We start from the raw sequence: 16,219 nt of genomic DNA, 5'->3' as shown, positions 1-16,219 counted from the left end.
CACCGCGCACGTACCGCGTGCGCGGTAGCCGGCCGCTCGTCCGCGAGCGGGATCCCACCGTCCGCGGATCTGGCTAGGGTGCGCTCATGAGCAAGGGGCGGGTCGGGGTTCCGGCCGAGGTCAGAGACCGGCTGATCGCCGTCGGAGTGGCGGCGGCGCTGCTGGTCACCGGGGGGTCCGGGCAGCACGCCGCCACGGGCCTCGATCTGTTCGGCTACGGGCTGCTGGCGGCCGGCGGTCTCGCACTGGCCGCCGGCCGTCGGGCTCCGGTCCCCGTCCTGGCCGTCACCGGCGTGTGCGCGGTGGGCTACCAGGCGGCAGGCTTCGACGTGCCCGCCGTCGCGTTCCTGTTCGCGGTGTACGCGGCCATGAGGGCGGGACACCGCGCGGTCACGGTGGTGGCGAGCGTGACCGTGCTGACCGCGCTTCCCGTCGCGGCCCTGCTCTCGGGGCTGCACGACACGGGCGAGGCGTTCGCGCAGGCCCGGGGTGCCCTGGAGATCGCCTGGCTGATCGCCGCAGGCGCCGCCGGCGAAGCACTGCGGCAGGCCGAGCGACGGGCGGACGAGGCGGAACGCACCCGTGAGGAGACCGCGCGGCGCCGGGCCGACGAGGAGCGGCTGCACATCGCGCGGGAGCTGCACGATTCGCTCACCCACCAGATCTCGGTCATCAAGGTGCAGTCCGAGGCCGCCGTCCACGTGGCCCACAAGCGGGGAGAACAGGTTCCGGATGCCCTGCTGGCGATCCGGGAGGCCGGCCGCGAGGCCGCCCGGGAGCTCCGAGCGACCCTGGAGGCGCTCCGCGACGACGACACGAGCCCTCCGCACGGACTCGACCACATCCCGGAACTGGTGGAACGGGCCGGGAGAGCCGGCCTCACGGCCACCCTGACGATCGAAGGCCCCCGGCGCGAGGTCCCGGCCACCGTGGGGCGGACCGTCTACCGGATCGTCCAGGAGTCGCTCACCAACGTCGCCCGTCACGCCGACGCCACCGCGGCGTCGGTCCGCATCGGCTACCGCCCGGACGCCGTCACCCTCCACGTCGACGACGACGGCAAGGCCACGCCGGACACCGCCCCGGTTCCCGGCATCGGACTGCTCGGGATGCGCGAACGCGTCACCGCCCTCGGGGGCCGTCTCCGGGCGGCACCACGCAGCGGGGGCGGCTTCACGGTCGAGGCCGTACTCCCGGCACTCCCAGAACTCGCCGAACGCCCAGAACCGGCCGTACTCCCAGAACCGGCCGAACGCCCAGAACCGGCCGTGCCCCCAGAACCGGCCGTGCCCCCAGAACCGGCCGTACTCCCCGAACCCTCCATGGAACGAACCCCGTGATCCGTGTCCTCCTGGTCGACGACCAGCCCCTCATCCGCAGTGGATTCCGCGCGCTCCTCGACCTCGAAGCCGACATCGAGGTCGTGGCCGAGGCCGCCGACGGGAGGGCGGGGCTGGCTCTGGCCAGGGAGCACGAGCCCGACATCGCGCTCATCGACATTCAGATGCCGGTCATGGACGGCATCGAGACCACCCGGCGCATCGCCGCGGACCCGGCGCTGGCCGGCGTGCGCGTCGTCATCCTCACCAACTACGGCCTCGACGAGTACGTCTTCCACGCCCTGCGCGCCGGTGCCACGGGCTTCCTCGTCAAGGACATCGTGCCGGAGGACTTCCTCCATGCCGTACGCGTCGCCGCGCGGGGCGACGCCCTGCTCGCACCGTCGATCACCCGCAAACTCATCAACCGGTACGTCGCCCAGCCGCTGCCCGACGACACCGGCCCGGCCCTGGAGGAACTGACCGGCCGCGAACGCGAGGCCGTCGTCCTGGTCGCGCACGGCCTCTCCAACGACGAGATCGCGGACCGCATGGTGATCAGCCCGTCGACCGCGAAGACCCACATCAACCGGGCCATGACCAAACTCCACGCCCGCGACCGCGCCCAACTCGTCGTCCTGGCCTACGAATCCGGCCTGGTGAAGGTCAGGGCCTGAGGAGGGCAGCTGCCTCGCGAGCGGCGTCGATGGCGCCGGCGCGGGCGGCCTGCCGGTCGTCGTCGCCGCGGGCGTAGGCCACGGAGATCACCATGTTGCTGCGGCGGAAGACGACCTGTGCGGTGATGTTCTTGCCGGGGACGGGCGGCCGGAAACGGAGAAAGGCCTCGTCGCCGAGGCCGATCAGGTCCTCAGGGGTGCCCTTCTCCCAGCCGGGCTCACCGTCGGTGCGCTGCTCGCGCATGTCCTCCTCGGCCAGCTCGACATCGAGCCGACTGGCGAGGAGATGAACGTTGGCCCGGTACTTCCCCTTCTCGCGCGGCGCGGCCCACGTGCAGGACGCCGTGTCCTCGCGCCCGCCGTACGCCTCGGGCACGAGCCGGTGGATCGTCTCGGGGGTGACGAGCCCGCAGTACGCCCGCGGATCGGCCGCGAACTCGCCCTCCTGCTCACCGTCCCACCACCGCCAAGCCCAGAACGCGGCCAGGGTGACGACGATCAGCGCGACAACCGACGCGAGGGCGAGACGCGAGGGCGCGGCGGACGAGGAGGGTATGGTCACCGCCGCAGCATAGGGCCACCACCGGGCCCGTCCCGCGTCCCCGCCACCTCCCGGTTCTTACGCGGGGGACCCCGGCCTCACGACAGGGCCTGCCCGCGTCGGCGGTCGAGATCGCGCTGCATGCGGGCGGAGTCACGCGCGTACGTGCGGTGCAGCAGGGTCAGGAACGCCCCGTTGACCAGCATCAGGACGACCAGGACCCACAGGAAGACGGGGCGCAGCCCGATCGCGTCGCCGAGGAAGCCGGCGCCGAGGCCGAACAGGGCCCAGGCGATCGCCTCGAAGACGGAGACGTAGAGGGTGAAGGCCGCGGGACGTAGTTCGGGCGGGACCACGGCCATGATCATCGGCCGGTTGATGCCGGGGTTGACGCCCTGGGCCACGCCCATCAGTCCGAAGAACAGCGCGTACGGACCGATGCCGCCGTAGTGGAACTGGGTACCGAAGAACGCGAGGACGGCGAAGAGGATCTGGGCCGCCTGGAGCACGGCGGGCAGGCCGTGGCGCGGGCTGAGGCGGGCGGCCCGGTCGGCGGCGAGACCGCCGAGGACCGTTCCGGCGAAGTAGCCGATGCCGACGGGCATCAGGATCACCGACGCGGTCTGGGTGGTGAAGCCGTAGACCTCGACGAGGAACACCACGGCGAAGGAGAACACGAGCAGGTGCCCCGAGAGGAGCCGGGAGACCAGGAGGACCACCAGGGTGGGGATCTTGAAGAGGGAGGCGACCTGGCGTCGGTTCACCAGGCCGGAGGCGTCCCGGGCTGCGCGGTCGAGGTCCGCGAGCTGTGCCTCGGAGGCGCCCTGGCCGGGGTCGCGCAGGTACCGCCACAGCACGAGGCCGAAGAGGATGCTGAACCCGCCGATCGCCCAGAGGCCCCAGCGCCAGCCGTCCTCGAAGCCCGCGAGCTGGCCCTTGAGCGTGCCGAAGACCGAGGACGCGAGCGCGGTCGCGCCGAACAGCATCCCGATGGCCCGGCCCCGGGACGAGCTCTCGAAGAGGTCGCCGACGATGGTGGTGATGATCGGGTGGGCTCCGGCGTAGCCCGCGGCGAGCAGCGTCGAGAACAGCAGAAGCTGGGTGAAGTTCTGGGCGAAGCCCGCGGCCACGCCCCAGACGCCCCACATGCCCGCGCAGAGGACGAGCACCGTCTTGCGGGACCAGCGGTGGGCGGCCCACACCCACAGGGGTGCGGTGATCACGCCGATCAGCTTGCCCGCGGCGGTCAGGATGCCGAGGGCGCCGAGCGAGAGGCCGAGGGCCTGCCGGATCACCGGGAAGAGCCCGCCGATCACGCCGGCCTCGGTGTTGTCGACGACCATGGCGCCGCCCAGGAGCGACAGTTGTCGCCACCGGCCGGGGACGGGGGCGGCCCGGGTCTGTCTTCTCGTGTCGGGATCGTGGATAAGCTCGGGCATGGCGCCTCGCTTCCTCTGCGTGTGTGGTCTCTTCGCTGGAGATGCACGGGGAAAGGGGAAAGGGGTGTGTCGGCCGGTGACGGGGCGGCAACCCCGGCACCGGCCACTTCGGCAGTGGCTCAGAGCGCGGCGAGTTCCTCGGCGACCGCCCTGAGTGCTTCGCGGGGTATGGCCCCGGCCGCCACCGCCGCGACGTCGATCAACGGCATGGGCCCCAGGAACTGGAGCAGTTCGGAGTCGAACAGGCTGGGCAGATGCCGGCGCAGTACGACGGAGGCGACCGGGTCGGACATCAGCGTCCGCATCGGTGTCCGGACCGACACCCGCCCGACCGGGAACTCGTCGAGCCGCGGCAGCGGCAGCGCGGCCCGCCGGGCCTGGTCGCGCTGAGCCCGGACGAGGAGATGAGCTTCGGTCACCGGGCCTTCGGCCGGCAGCCCCAGGCGTTCGTACTGACTCGGCGGAGCCTCCGTGCCTCGCATCAACTCCACCAGCAGCGTCGCGAGCCGGAGCTCCGCCTCGTCGTCGACGAGCGGGTCGAGCTGCTCGGGGTCGTTCTCCAGATCGAAGAGCAGGCTGCCGTGGTGGTACGGATTGACGAAGGTGCGGCCCGGCACCCGCAGGGTGCGGACGCCCTTGGTGAAGCCGAACGGCTCAGCGAGCTCCACGTCGGCGAGTTCGGCGGGGGTGAAGCGGCCGCGCATGTGGGTGGGCATCAACGTGTGCTCTTCCAGCGGGGCGTTGTCCGGGGAGACGGGGGCGCGCATGTAGACGTACCGGCCGTCGGTGATGTTCACGTGCCCGCCGTGGATGCCGAAGAGGCCGGCCTCGCGTACGGGGTCGTCCGCGGCGGCGACGGGTAGCGGTGCGCCCTGCATGTCGACCGGGCGCTCGACGCCGAAGTACTCCAGGAGCGTGGGAGCGAGGTCGATGGTCTGTACGAGGGTCTCGCGCCGCTCGCCCGCGCCGCCGGAGCGCGGGTCCCAGACGAACAGCGGCAGATGGACCAGCTCGTTGTACCAGGGCTGGACGGCCTTGCCCCACCAGCCCTTCTCGCCGAGCAGCAGCCCGTGGTCGGTGTTGACGATCAGGAGCGTGTCGTCCCAGAGCCCGTGCTCGTCCATGGCGTCGAGGACCCGGCCCAGCGAGTGGTCGCACATGGAGAGCAGGGCGGCGTACTCGTAACCGGCGTGGGCGACCTGCTCGTCCGTCTCCACCACCTGCTTGTAGTCGGGCCAGTCGAAGTGCGGCCCGTCGTACGCGTGCGGGTAGAGGTCCTTGAACCGCTGGTGGCTGAAGAACGGCTCGTGCGGGTCGAAGGTCTCGATCTGGACGAACCAGCGATCCGCGTCCTTGTTGGTGTGGATGAACTCCAGGCCGGCGTCGAAGGTGAGCGTCTGCGGATGCCGGTCCTCGGTCGCCATGTGCGGCCGGTTCACCCAGTCCTGCCGGTAGACGGCCGAACGCATCCGCTTCAGGTCCTCGGGCATCTGCGGATCGGCCACCTGCCCCTTCCACGGATCACCCTCCTGCCCGCGGAAGAACTCCCAGGAGTTGTAGCGGCCGTGGTAGGTGGCGCCGCCGTCCTCCCAGTAGTGCGGGTGGTCGCTGGCCAGATGCGTGTACACACCGCTCTGCTTGAGCAGTTCGGGCATCGAGTCGTCGAAGGGCTCCAGCGGTCCCCAGCTGCGGTGCAGGAAGTTGTAGCGCCCCGTGTGCAGTTCGCGGCGGGCCGGCATGCACGGCATCGATCCCGCGTACGCCCTGTCGAAAGTGACTGTCCGCTCGGCGAGGCGCGCGAAGTTCGGGGCATGCGTCCAGTCGGATCCGTACGGCGGCAGCATGCGCCTGTTGAGGCTGTCGAACATGACCATGATGGCCTTCATGCGGAAGAGTCCCTCCTGTCGGGGTCCGGCGTACCGTGCTGTTCGAGGCGGTGCCGTATTCCCTCCAGCCAGGCCACCCAGCTGTCGACCGCCGACGCTCCGTACGCGTGCAGGTCGTCGAAGATCTCCTGGGCCAGAGCCGGGTCCAGCTCGGGCAACGGATCCTCGAACCGCAGGGTGCGGTCGCGGTCGCGGTTGCGGGCGATCTGGGCGCGCCGGTAGGCGAGTTCGGTGTCGATCAGCCCGATCGCGGCCTGCCGGTCCAGCGGGGCGGTGAAGGCGAACCGGGCCAGGAAGTCAGGGTCCTGGAACCGGCTGGTCGGCTCGTACGGCGAACGCACCCACTCCCACAACACCTCCTTCCCGCGCGGGGCGAGGCGGTAGACCTTCGCGTCCGGCCGCCCCTCCCGGGGGTCGACCTCGAAGGCCACCCACTCGTCGTCCGCCATCCGCCCGAGCAGCCGGTAGATCTGGCTGTGATGGGCCCGCGACCGCAGGAACTGGCCCTCCGTCTCCACCCACCGCCCCAGATCGAAGCCGCTCCGCGGCCGCGCCGAGATCAACGCGAGCAACACGTACTCGAACTTCACCGCCCCACCACCCCTATGTGCACTGTCATCTATGTGTTCAGTGTTGTAGGTGCTGTACGGGGGGCGTCAATGGATCCGGTACGCGCTTATCAGGGCCGTATCACGCCGTTCATGATCGGCCGCCCGCCGTGCCCGCGCCGACTGATCTTCGACCGGACAGCGGTAACGCGTCCGCCCGCCCGGTCTCCGAGAGACCGGGCGGGCGGTGCAGTGACGCGCGGTGCGGCGTTACCGCGTTACGGCTTCGGCAGGGTGCAGCCCGGGCGGTTCAGGTCGATCACGTTGCCCGCGCCGACGCACGGGACGATCGTGTACGTCTCCTGGGCGTAGTTGATGCCCTGGCGGACGGTCACGGTGCCGTTCTCGTCGATCTCGCACGGGTTGTTCACGGTGCAGCTCTCACCGCTCTCGTTGCCCGTGTTGTTGACGGCGACGACCTTGCCGGTGGTCGTGTCGATGACCGGCGAGCCGGAGGTGCCGCCGATGGTGTTGCAGGAGGAGGTGTAGCGGACCGAGTCCTTCCAGGTCCAGTCGCCCTCCTTCATGCGGTAGACGAAGCCGTCGACATTGCAGCTGTAGATCCGCTTCCAGTACCCGGACACCACCTTGATCGACGAACCCTGCGTCGGGCGGACGTCGTTGAGGGTGAGGGCGCCTATGCCGTACAGGCTCTGGATCTGCGCGTAGGTCTTGGTCACCTGGTAGATCGAGATGTCCGTGTCGGTCATCGTGCCGTACGCGATCTTGCTGGCGCGCAGCGTCGCGACCTTGGTGCCGGCCGAGTTGAGCAGCGAGAACGAGCGGGTGGAGCGCACGTCCTTGACGACCTCGCCGGCCCCCGGCATGCCGGTCTCCAGACAGTGCCCGTTGGAGAGGACGAGCGCGGGGTCGTTCGGCTGGGAGCTCGGCATGCGGACGAGCGAGCCGGAGCAGTTGCTGAGCGCGACCGTGCCGGCGAAGTCGACGGCGACGGCCGCCGTGGCCCGGTCCTTGGCCGCGGGAGCCTGCGGCGGCGCGGCCGCCATGGCCGGGACCGCGGCCGCTCCGGTCAGGAGCAGCGCGAGCAGGGCGCCGACGAGAGGCTTCTTCATGTGGGGGTTCCCCTCTGATGACGTGCAACCGAAGATCCTCCGGTTGTCATGTGCATTCTTAGAACCTCGGCATCAACCCACAAGAGGGCGTACGGAAATGAGCCACCGTCAGTTCGGCCCCACCCGTCCGGCGGTCAGAGCCCCGACATGCCCGCGGCCGACCGGAACTCCCGCCGCCGACGCCCCACCGGCCGGCAGCCGTTCGTCATGCTGCCGGGCGGGTCGACGCCGTAGGCCGGGGCGGCTGGCGCCGTCCCGGCCTACGGGGAACTCGGGGAACTCGGGGAGGTCAGAGTTGCTCGTCCTCCGGGATGCTGACCAGCCAGCGGGTGTCCCGCCGGGGGCGCAGGTACAGGGCCCAGTAGAGGGTGGCGGCGGCCGTGATGCCGCCGGTCCATGCCAGGTACTTGGTGTCCTGCATGTACAGGACGTACGCGAGGACGCCGATGAGCAGGAGCGGCACGGCCGGCCACAGCGGCATGCGCCAGGCCGCGATCTCGCGGTGCGCGCCCCGGCGGCTGAACAGGGCGGCCACCGCGACCAGCAGGTACATGCCGGTGACGGAGACGCCGGTGACGCCGTACAGGGTGTCGAGGTTCACGAAGCACAGGGCCGCGCCCGGGACGCCGACGGCCAGGGTGGCCACCCACGGGGAGCCGAAGCGGCCGAGCCGGGACAGGGCGTTGTTGACGGGCTCCGGCCAGGCCTTGTCGCGGGCGGAGGCGAACAGGACGCGGGAGTTCTGGATGACCATGACGATGCCCGCGTTGATGATCGCCAGGGCGACGCAGAGGCTGATGAAGGTGCCGACGGCCGAGTTGGACCACGTGGCGATCATGCCGCTGATGTCTCCGCCGGTGAGCGTCTCCAGGTCGCCGGCGCCGAGGGTGATCGCGACGACGGGCACCAGGATCACGGCGGTGGAGATGGCGAGCGTGGCGAGCACGGTGCGGGCCACCGTGCGGCGCGGGTTCTCCAGCTCCTCGGAGAGGTAGACGGCCGTCGAGAAGCCCTGGGTGACGAAGAGGGCGATGGCGAGGCCGGATACGACCATGGCGCCGGTGACGAGCGAGTGTCCGCCGCCGGCGGACGCGACCTGGCCGTGGACCAGGGCGCCGACACCCCGCTGGGAGTGGGAGAAGCCGAGGATCGCGACGATGCCGGCGGCGACGACCTCCAGGACGAGGAAGATGCCGGTGATCCAGGCGTTGGCCCGCAGGTCGAGCAGACCGGCGAGGGTGGCGAGGACCATGACGCCGGCACCGGCCAGCGGGGCCGGGAGGTGTACGAGCGGCGCGAGGTAGTCGGCGGTCCCCATGGCGATCACCGGTGGCACGATCATCACGACCAGCAGGGACAGCACGAAGACCAGCCAGCCGGCCAGGCGGCCCGCGAGGGTGGAGACGATGGCGTACTCGCCGCCCGCGCTCGGGATCAGGGTGCCGAGCTCGGAGTAGCAGAACGCCACGCCGATACAGAGCAGCGAGCCGATGGCGATGGTCAGGGCCGCGTACGTGCCGACGCCGTCGAACAGGTCAGGGACGACCACGAAGAGGGTCGAGGCGGGTGTCACGCACGACAGCGTGAGCAGGGTGCCGCCCACGACACCGATGGAGCGCTTGAGCTTCTGCGGCACGGGGCCGGTCTGGGGGGCCAACGCGTGCGGTGCGCTGAGGGTGTCCGTCATCAGGCGGTTCCGATCGGTGCGAGCGGTGTATCTGAACGGGAGCGGTATCGCCTCCGAGGCGTCCGGTGTCAGTGGGGTCCGTGGCTCCCGGCCTGAATGGAAGCTCGGGCGGAATCGCAGGTCAATGCCCCTCCCGCTGCGGAATCCGTCGTTCCAGGACGCCGGAACGAGGCCCGGGGGCGCTAGGAACGCGATAAGACGCCGTAAACACTCCGTGCGGGAACCGCAGCGGTCCGACCAGGACTTTTCCCGCGCTTTACCCCCCGCACCCCCGCACGCCCGCACGGCCCGCCGGTCGGGCGGGCCGCGCGGGCGTGCGGGGGAGAGGGGGCCGGTCACTCCGGACGGCTGAAGCGGCGGGCGGCCCACAGCAGGGTCAGCCCTCCGACGGCGAGGAGCAGCCCGGCCTCCAGGAGCAGCGGGGGCTGCCGACCCGCCCATTCGATGCCGCCGGCGGCCGCCTGGTCCGGGACCCGCAGGGCGATGCAGCGCCGCAGCAGGTCCACCCCGTACGCGAGCGGATCGACGGTCGCCAGGCCGCGCGCCCAGCCCGGCATGGACTCCAGCGGGAAGAAGGCGCCGGAGAGGAACAGCAGGGGCATCATCAGCAGGCTGAGGAGTGTGTGGAACAGCTCGGGGCTGCGCAGCGTCACCGACAGCGCCAGGGTCATGCTGGTGAGGGCGAACGAGGCCAGGAGCATGCCGCCGAGGAGCAGCAGCAGGAGCACCGGGTCGTACGGCAGGCCGACCGCGCCGGCCAGGCTGAGCAGGACGGCGCCCTGCACCGCGGCGACGAGCGTGCCGCCGGCGCAGCTGCCCAGGAGCAGGGTGGAGCGGCTGACGGGGGCCATCAGGAGCTCGCGCAGGTAGCCGCTCTGCCGGTCGGTGATCAGCCGGATCCCCACCATGATGGCCGGGGTCTGCACCGTCATCATGAGCATGCCGGGGAAGAGGTACGTCTGGTAGCCGGTGCCCAGTGAGGCGGCGGGGATGAGGGCGGCGAGCCCGCCGCCGAGCGCGAAGAGGTAGAGCACCGGCTGGAGCAGGACCAGCACGGTGTGGGAGCGCTGACGGGCCAGGCGCAGCAGATCGCGGTGGACCAGGGCGTGGATCGCCCGCAGTTCGTGCCGCAGCCGGGACGCCCGCCCCCGCTCGGTGGCCTCGGGCGCCTGGAGGGTGAGGGCGGTCATCGGCCGCCTCCGATCGCGGCGGGGGCGGTGGTGATGCTGCGGCCGGTGTGGTGGAAGAAGACGTCGTCGAGCGTGGGCGGGGTGGCGGAGGCGGCGTGCACCGCGATGCCGTGCGCCTCCAGTGCCGCGCACAGGCGCGGGATCCACGCGCTGCCGTCGGGCACCCGCAGCCACGTGCCGTCGGCGTCCACCGTGACGGGGCGGTCCGGCGGCGCAGCCTGGGCGACGACTTTCCGCGCCCGCCCGTCGTCGCTGGTGCGCAACACCACCCGGTCGTCTCCGACCTCCGCCTTGAGCCCGTGCGGCGTGCCCTGCGCGACCAGACGGCCCCCGTCGATGATCGCGATCCGGTCGCAGTTCTCCGCCTCCTCCAGGTAGTGGGTGGTGACGAAGAGGGTGCTGCCGAGCCGGTCGCGCAGGGCCCGCAGGTGCTCCCAGATCTCGGCGCGCGCGTGCGGGTCGAGCCCGGTCGTCGGCTCGTCCAGGAACAGCACGCTCGGGGAGTGCAGCAACTGGCGGGCGATCTCCAGGCGTCGCCGCATGCCGCCCGACAGGGCGCGTACGGGAAACCGCCGCCGGTCGGTCAGTCCGGCGGGTTCGAGCACCTCGGCGGTCCGCCTGCGCACGTCGCGGCGGGGCAGCCCGTACAGGCGGGCGTGGATGCGCAGGTTCTGCTCGACGGTCAGGTCCGGGTCGAGGGCACTGTGCTGGAACAGGATGCCGACCTGGCGCCGCACGTCGTGCGGTCGGGTGGCCACGTCGAAGCCGGCCACGGTGGCGTGACCGGAGGTGGGGCGGGCGAGGGCGCACAGGAGGGCGATGGTGGTGGACTTGCCTGCGCCGTTGGGGCCGAGGAAGGCGAAGGCCTCACCCCGGCGCACGTCGAGGTCGAGGCCGCGGACCGCGTCGACGGTGGTGCCGTCCGGGCCCGGGTAGCTCTTCACCAGACCGCGCGTGCTGATCGCGTATCCGGGGTCGGGGCCGGGGCCGGGGCCAGGGTCGTGGTCGTGGTCGTGCGGAGATTCCCCCGCGCCGGGGACGGTGACCTCGGCGGTCAGGAGGGCGGCTGCGGCGAGTGCGTCGTCACCTGCGGATGGCTGCATGGGGTCCCGTCCTCTTCCTCGTCCACGTCCTCTTCCGCGTCGTCCGCACGGAGCCGGAGCCCGCTCCGGCCGGCGGCTGCTCGCGGCAACCACCGGCCGGGGGGTGCTTCGGTGTTACGCGCAGCTGATACCGATACAGATGGTGTTGGCGAGCGTCAGCAGGCCGACGCACGCGCACGTTCCGCTGAACGAGTCGCCGTCGACGCCGACCGGGTCGGTCTCCGGAAGGGCGTGCAGGTGGGCCAGCAGCTCGAGGTCCTGGTACTCCATGACAATCTCCTTCACTCGTGTGACACGTGGCGGCAGGGACTCCTGCCGCTCAGACCGGCTGCTGGACCATCCAGTGCCGGGGCTCTGTGTGGCGGACCCTCAGGAGGAACGCCAGGATTCCCGCCGATCCGTCGCTCCAGCTCGTCGAGACGTCCCCGTACTCGTTGGGGAAGACGACGTGGCTGCCGCGGTGGGACCGTTCGGAGACGAGGAGGCGGGCCAGCTCCTCGGCCCGCGCCCGGTGGGCGGGGTCGCCGGTGGCGTCGGCCATGTCGAGGAGGAAGTCGCCGTTGCCCGCCAGTCCGTGGCATTGCGTGACGGCGGCGCGGGAGGCGCGCTCGACCACGGCTCGGGTGCCACCGACGGCGAGGTCGCGGAACCGTTCGTCGCCGGTCGCCCGCCACAGCCGGACGAGGAACGAGCCGATGCCGGCGGAGCCGTGGCACCAGTACGGTGCCGTCGGCACGTCCGTGGCCTGGGCCGGCCACTGGGCCGCGTCGCCGACGGTGACGGCGTGCGTCACGAGGAGCTCGCCCGCCGCCAGGGCCAGTTCCCGGTGCTCCGGGTTCTTGGTGACGGCGGCGGCCTCCAAGAGGAAGCAGCCGATGCCGGCGGTGCCGTGGGCGAAGCCCAGGTAGCGCTTGCCGGCCTCCTCGACCACGGCCTCGGCGGGCACCGGCCAGCTCGCCCCGGACTGCTCGCGCCGGGCTGCGGCGGTCAGCCGGTCGGCGGCATCGGCGACCCGCTCGGCGAAGCGCGGATCGCCGGTGCGGTGCCACAGGTGGGCAGCGGCCATTCCGCTGCCCGCCGAGCCATGGGTGATGTCGTGGCTGGGCGTCGACTCCTGCGGTGCGAGGGCCAGGGCCAGGGCGTGGTCGATGAGCGCCCGTTCGTCGACGGCGCGCCCGGCCTCGTACAGTGCCCAAGCCGTGCCGCGGCCGCCGAAGTGCAGGCCGGGCCGTGTGGAGCGGGTGTCGGTGCGGTCCGCGATCCAGCGGCCCGCGGTGGCGATCAGCTCCGGGAGGCGGGGGTCGTCGGTGAGCTCGAAGTAGCGTGTCAGGACGGACAGCACACCGGCCGCGCCCTGCTGCACGATGCAGGCGTCGGTCTCCCCGGCCTTGACGGACACGGGCCACAGCCGCAGGTCGTCGTCGGGTGTCATGGAGTCGACGAGGTGCTCCACGATGCCGGCCACGGCGACGTCGATCGGGTCGGTGCCGGTGCCGGTGCGGGTGTCGGTACCCGTACCCGTATCCGTATCCGTATCCGTATCCGTGTCGGTGGCTTCGGTGGCTTCGGTGCCCGTCGGGCCGGTGCGAGCCGCGGCCGTACGAGCAGCCTCGCCACGTCCCCTCTCGGTGCCACTCCCCGTACGGCTCTCCCGGAGCGCGTCCCGCGCCCGGGCCGGGTCCCAGCGCGCGGCGGGGTCGTCCTTCATCAGCCCGAGGATCATCGCGCGCAGGCCGTCCGGCAGCTCCAGGGGGGCGGCGCAGGCGTCCAGCCACTCACCGAGCCGGTCCTCCGCGGGCCGGGTGGCGGGCTTCTCCTCCAGCAGGGCCGGCACCTTGCCGGTCAGGACGAAGCACAGCGTCGCGCCGAGGCTGTAGTAGTCGCCGGTCGGGGAGACGGGCGCGTCCACCAGGCGCTCGGGGGGACTGAAGCCGGGCGTGCCGACGCGGGTCGGGAGGGCGACGTCGTCGGCGAGGACGGCGAGCTCCAGGTCGATGAGGCGCAGTGCGCCGTCGGGGCGGACCATCACGTTGGCGGGGGTGAAGTCGCGCAGCACGCAGCCTCGGGCGTGGGCCGCCTCGACGAGGTCCACCAGGCGTCCGGCCTGGGCCGGCGCGTCGGTGCGGTAGCGTGCGGCGCCGGTGTCGCGGAAGTGCTCGGCGACCCAGTTGCGCAGGGGGATCCCCGGCACTTCCTCCTGGGCCAGGAACAGGTGTCCGCCGTGCTCGAACATCGCGAGCGGCTCCGGTGCGAGCCGCGTGCCCTTGAGCTTCTCCAGGGTTCGGGCCTCGGTGCGCAGCCAGTCGCGGACGTCGTTGCCGGAGGCGTCGGCCTCCACGTGGGGCCGGGTCTCCTTGATGACGACCGGGGCGCCGGTCTCGACGTCGGTGCCTCGGTAGACGCCCCCCTTGTTGGTGTGCCGGATCGCCTCCCGCACCGAGAACCGGCCGCCGAGCAGGACCGGGCGCCGCGGCGTCTCCGACCTGGGGGGTGCGACGGGCACGGAGTCGGGGAAGGGGCTGACCGCCCACGCCGGCGGCGCGTACCGGCCGGTCCGCTTGTCCTCCACGGGGTTGCCGTCGGGGTCCTCGATGTACCAGACCATCAGCCCCTCGTCCGAGAGGCGCCGCCGCCCGACGAAGGCGCCGTAGCGGTAGTGCACCAGGCTGTTGGGGGCGTACGGCTGGTCGGACAGGATGCGGGGTCCCGCCAGCCCCTCGGTCGCCGTGTGGAGGTCCTGCGCGAGGCGGGCCGCGTCGGCGTCGGAGGCCGGGTAGACCGTGATGAACTTGCCTGAGCTTCCGCGGGGCGTGGCACGGGTGTTGAGGGCGCTCACCTGCTCCAGCGAGCGGGCGAACTTGAACGCCGAGCCGTCCTTGAGCAGGACGTCCAGGGCCTTCTCGAGCACCGCCGGGGCGGAGGCGGCCGTCGCCGACACGTGCAGCTTCCAGCCCTGGTCCGGCCCGGTCCCGGAGCGGGGCGCCACCCGGCACCAGCTCTCGTTCGACTCGGTGGCCCAGCGCTCGCCCGCCCCCTTGGCGCGGAGTGTGCCATGGAGCAGGGCTTCCAGCTCGGACTCGGTGACTTGGGTCGTCATGCCCATCCCTCTCAACGGGTGAGAACCGCTGGGAGGGAGCGTGCCCAGACGTCATAGTCCGATGAACACACACGCCGCCGGATTCACTTGCTTTGGCGAGCGCACGGGTCCGTTGTGCCACCTTGTCGCGCGACCGCGCGGAGAAGGCGTACGGCCGCGCAATACGGGGCGCATTCGTGTCGGCGGACGGCACGATCACCTACCTGAGCACGGACGGGGTCGCGGCTCAGGTGGCGGAGGCCCGGAAGAGGGTGGCCGGCGGTGCCGGCACCGCTTGCGTCATCGGATTCCGTGACCACCACAAGCGGTGCGTCCAGACCACCCGGGACCGTGGCTTGAAGGCGTACGCGATCAGTGGGGCGGTGCACCGGCGAAGAGGATGGCCAGTCCCGCGTCGAGTTCGGCGGCGGCCGCGAGGAGACCGTTCATGACTCTTCCGGATCTCGCCGGGTGGCGTCGGCCGTGCGGGCGTCCAGTGGGACGCCGCCGATGCGGTAGCCGCGTTCGTCGAGCAGGTGGCCGCTGAGCTTCAGCGGCCAGAGGGCCACGGCTCGGTCGGTGATGTCAAGGCCGGGGGCGCGCTGGGCGATTCGTACCTCGAAGCGCTGGGCGTCGGCGAGGGACTTCACCCAGGCCACGACGAGGACGTTGTTCCGGCCGGTGAGACCGGCGCACAGTCGTACCTCGCGGGCGCCGGTGACGGCGCGGGAGACGCTCTCCAACTCCGCTGCGGCAGCCCTCCCCCAGAGGATCACCGTGACCGGCCACTCCGACAAGGGGCGGGCGACCTCGCAACGGGGCTGGAGCATCCCGGCGGCGAAGAGCCGGCCGAGTCGGCGACGGACGGTGTCCGGGCTCGTTCCGCAGGCGTCGGCGAGGGCGCGGTAGGTGGCGCGGCCGTTCATGGACAGGGCTCTGACGAGGGCGTGGTCCAGGTCGGTGAGGGGGAAGACGGGGGTGTCGGTGCGGGGAGTGCCGGTGTCGGCGAGGCGGGCGATCTGGGTGCGGTCGAGGGCGCGCAGCCGCCAGCGGCTGCCCTCGGTGTAGACGGTGCTCGCGAGGTGGGTCCGGGTGGCGACGATGCCCTGCATCGCGCCGATGCCGCGAGTCACCCAGTGGGTGAGCGCGGCGAGGTCTGTGGCCATCACCGTGAGCAGGAGGTCGCGGTCTCCGCTGACGTGTTCGACGGCGGTGACGTGGGGCAGCTCGGCCAGGGCCCGGGCGACGGTCAGCAGGCTGCCGCTGGCGCAGTCCACCTCGACGACGGCGAGCAGCCCCTGTCCGCTCGCGGCGAGGGAGGGGGATGGGGAGCAGCTGATCCAGGCGGCGCCGGCTTCGGTGAGCCGGTGCCAGCGGCGGGCCACGGTGACGGCGTCGAGTCCGAGTACCGCGCCGATCTCGTTCCAGCCGGCGCGGGGGGCGATCTGCAGCGCGTGCACCAGGGCCTGGTCGACGTCGTCGAGTGCCCGTACCGCCCCGTGCGCGGAATTCCGTACTGGTCCGTGGCCAGAATCCTGCGTCATTCGATGCCCCTTGCGCGTTTCCTGCGATTCGGGTCGGTTGGGCGGGCCAGGACTTCAGTCTTTCCGCACCGATGGC

General features: G+C 71.8%; 13 protein-coding genes. 2 read left to right on the top strand and 11 right to left on the bottom strand.

Features of this window, described 5'->3' with window-relative positions:
* The first annotated feature begins 86 nt into the window (after nucleotides 1-86).
* Both ACZ6K0_RS36635 and ACZ6K0_RS36630 read left to right on the top strand, forming a co-directional pair.
* A complete protein-coding gene (locus tag ACZ6K0_RS36635) occupies nucleotides 87-1,340 on the top strand; it encodes a sensor histidine kinase (RefSeq protein ID WP_469235718.1) in 1,254 nt (417 codons plus the stop codon).
* A complete protein-coding gene (locus ACZ6K0_RS36630) occupies nucleotides 1,337-1,996 on the top strand; it encodes a response regulator (protein WP_376412225.1) in 660 nt (219 codons plus the stop codon). Before ACZ6K0_RS36635 ends, ACZ6K0_RS36630 begins: the two co-directional genes overlap by 4 nt.
* Here the strand turns inward: ACZ6K0_RS36630 and ACZ6K0_RS36625 are convergent.
* The 11 genes from ACZ6K0_RS36625 to ACZ6K0_RS36575 form a co-directional block, all read right to left on the bottom strand.
* On the bottom strand, nucleotides 1,986-2,558 hold the full coding sequence (locus tag ACZ6K0_RS36625; RefSeq protein ID WP_469235715.1) for a hypothetical protein: 573 nt from the start codon (nucleotides 2,556-2,558) through the stop codon (nucleotides 1,986-1,988). The genes ACZ6K0_RS36630 and ACZ6K0_RS36625 overlap by 11 nt on opposite strands.
* A gap of 77 nt (nucleotides 2,559-2,635) precedes the next feature.
* Nucleotides 2,636-3,976, bottom strand: a complete 1,341-nt coding sequence (locus ACZ6K0_RS36620; protein WP_469235713.1) for an MFS transporter — start codon at nucleotides 3,974-3,976, stop codon at nucleotides 2,636-2,638.
* Between the two features lie 119 nt (nucleotides 3,977-4,095).
* On the bottom strand, nucleotides 4,096-5,862 hold the full coding sequence (locus ACZ6K0_RS36615) for a sulfatase (RefSeq protein WP_469235711.1): 1,767 nt from the start codon (nucleotides 5,860-5,862) through the stop codon (nucleotides 4,096-4,098).
* Nucleotides 5,859-6,452 (bottom strand): PadR family transcriptional regulator, encoded by a 594-nt coding sequence (locus ACZ6K0_RS36610; protein WP_469235709.1) that lies wholly within the window; start codon nucleotides 6,450-6,452, stop codon nucleotides 5,859-5,861. Before ACZ6K0_RS36610 ends, ACZ6K0_RS36615 begins: the two co-directional genes overlap by 4 nt.
* A 236-nt stretch (nucleotides 6,453-6,688) precedes the next feature.
* Nucleotides 6,689-7,543, bottom strand: a complete 855-nt coding sequence (locus ACZ6K0_RS36605; protein ID WP_469235708.1) for a S1 family peptidase — start codon at nucleotides 7,541-7,543, stop codon at nucleotides 6,689-6,691.
* Between the two features lie 289 nt (nucleotides 7,544-7,832).
* The gene (locus tag ACZ6K0_RS36600) at nucleotides 7,833-9,230 is read right to left on the bottom strand and encodes an APC family permease (protein WP_376412208.1); all 1,398 of its coding nucleotides are present in this window, start codon (nucleotides 9,228-9,230) and stop codon (nucleotides 7,833-7,835) included.
* 335 nt (nucleotides 9,231-9,565) lie between these two features.
* Nucleotides 9,566-10,420, bottom strand: a complete 855-nt coding sequence (locus ACZ6K0_RS36595) for an ABC transporter permease (protein ID WP_376412205.1) — start codon at nucleotides 10,418-10,420, stop codon at nucleotides 9,566-9,568.
* The gene (locus ACZ6K0_RS36590; protein ID WP_469235705.1) at nucleotides 10,417-11,523 is read right to left on the bottom strand and encodes an ABC transporter ATP-binding protein; all 1,107 of its coding nucleotides are present in this window, start codon (nucleotides 11,521-11,523) and stop codon (nucleotides 10,417-10,419) included. The genes ACZ6K0_RS36595 and ACZ6K0_RS36590 overlap by 4 nt, the downstream gene beginning before the upstream one ends.
* A 114-nt stretch (nucleotides 11,524-11,637) precedes the next feature.
* On the bottom strand, nucleotides 11,638-11,793 hold the full coding sequence (locus ACZ6K0_RS36585) for a VenA family class IV lanthipeptide (RefSeq protein WP_376412199.1): 156 nt from the start codon (nucleotides 11,791-11,793) through the stop codon (nucleotides 11,638-11,640).
* A 49-nt stretch (nucleotides 11,794-11,842) separates the two neighbouring features.
* Nucleotides 11,843-14,620 carry a class IV lanthionine synthetase LanL gene (lanL, locus tag ACZ6K0_RS36580; protein WP_469235702.1) on the bottom strand — a complete coding sequence of 926 codons (2,778 nt, stop codon included), beginning with the start codon at nucleotides 14,618-14,620 and terminating at the stop codon, nucleotides 11,843-11,845.
* A 425-nt stretch (nucleotides 14,621-15,045) separates the two neighbouring features.
* Entirely contained in the window at nucleotides 15,046-16,143 is a 1,098-nt protein-coding gene (locus ACZ6K0_RS36575) for an Lrp/AsnC family transcriptional regulator (RefSeq protein ID WP_376412193.1), read from the bottom strand.
* Between the last annotated feature and the right edge of the window lie 76 nt (nucleotides 16,144-16,219).

It is taken from the genome of Streptomyces sp. NPDC042346 (genome assembly GCF_055581845.1).
Note: the sequence above shows the minus strand (reverse complement) of the source record. Positions and strands in the feature narration are given on the sequence as shown.

Excerpts from the sequence above, each read along its gene's own strand:
- ACZ6K0_RS36600 (WP_376412208.1), bottom strand. The coding sequence starts at position 9,230 with ATGACGGACACCCTCAGCGCACCGCACGCGTTGGCCCCCCAGACCGGC.
- ACZ6K0_RS36615 (WP_469235711.1), bottom strand. The coding sequence starts at position 5,862 with ATGAAGGCCATCATGGTCATGTTCGACAGCCTCAACAGGCGCATGCTG.
- ACZ6K0_RS36585 (WP_376412199.1), bottom strand. The coding sequence starts at position 11,793 with ATGGAGTACCAGGACCTCGAGCTGCTGGCCCACCTGCACGCCCTTCCG.
- lanL (WP_469235702.1), bottom strand. The coding sequence starts at position 14,620 with ATGACGACCCAAGTCACCGAGTCCGAGCTGGAAGCCCTGCTCCATGGC.
- ACZ6K0_RS36595 (WP_376412205.1), bottom strand. The coding sequence starts at position 10,420 with ATGACCGCCCTCACCCTCCAGGCGCCCGAGGCCACCGAGCGGGGGCGG.
- ACZ6K0_RS36620 (WP_469235713.1), bottom strand. The coding sequence starts at position 3,976 with ATGCCCGAGCTTATCCACGATCCCGACACGAGAAGACAGACCCGGGCC.
- ACZ6K0_RS36605 (WP_469235708.1), bottom strand. The coding sequence starts at position 7,543 with ATGAAGAAGCCTCTCGTCGGCGCCCTGCTCGCGCTGCTCCTGACCGGA.
- ACZ6K0_RS36590 (WP_469235705.1), bottom strand. The coding sequence starts at position 11,523 with ATGCAGCCATCCGCAGGTGACGACGCACTCGCCGCAGCCGCCCTCCTG.
- ACZ6K0_RS36635 (WP_469235718.1), top strand. The coding sequence starts at position 87 with ATGAGCAAGGGGCGGGTCGGGGTTCCGGCCGAGGTCAGAGACCGGCTG.
- ACZ6K0_RS36575 (WP_376412193.1), bottom strand. The coding sequence starts at position 16,143 with ATGACGCAGGATTCTGGCCACGGACCAGTACGGAATTCCGCGCACGGG.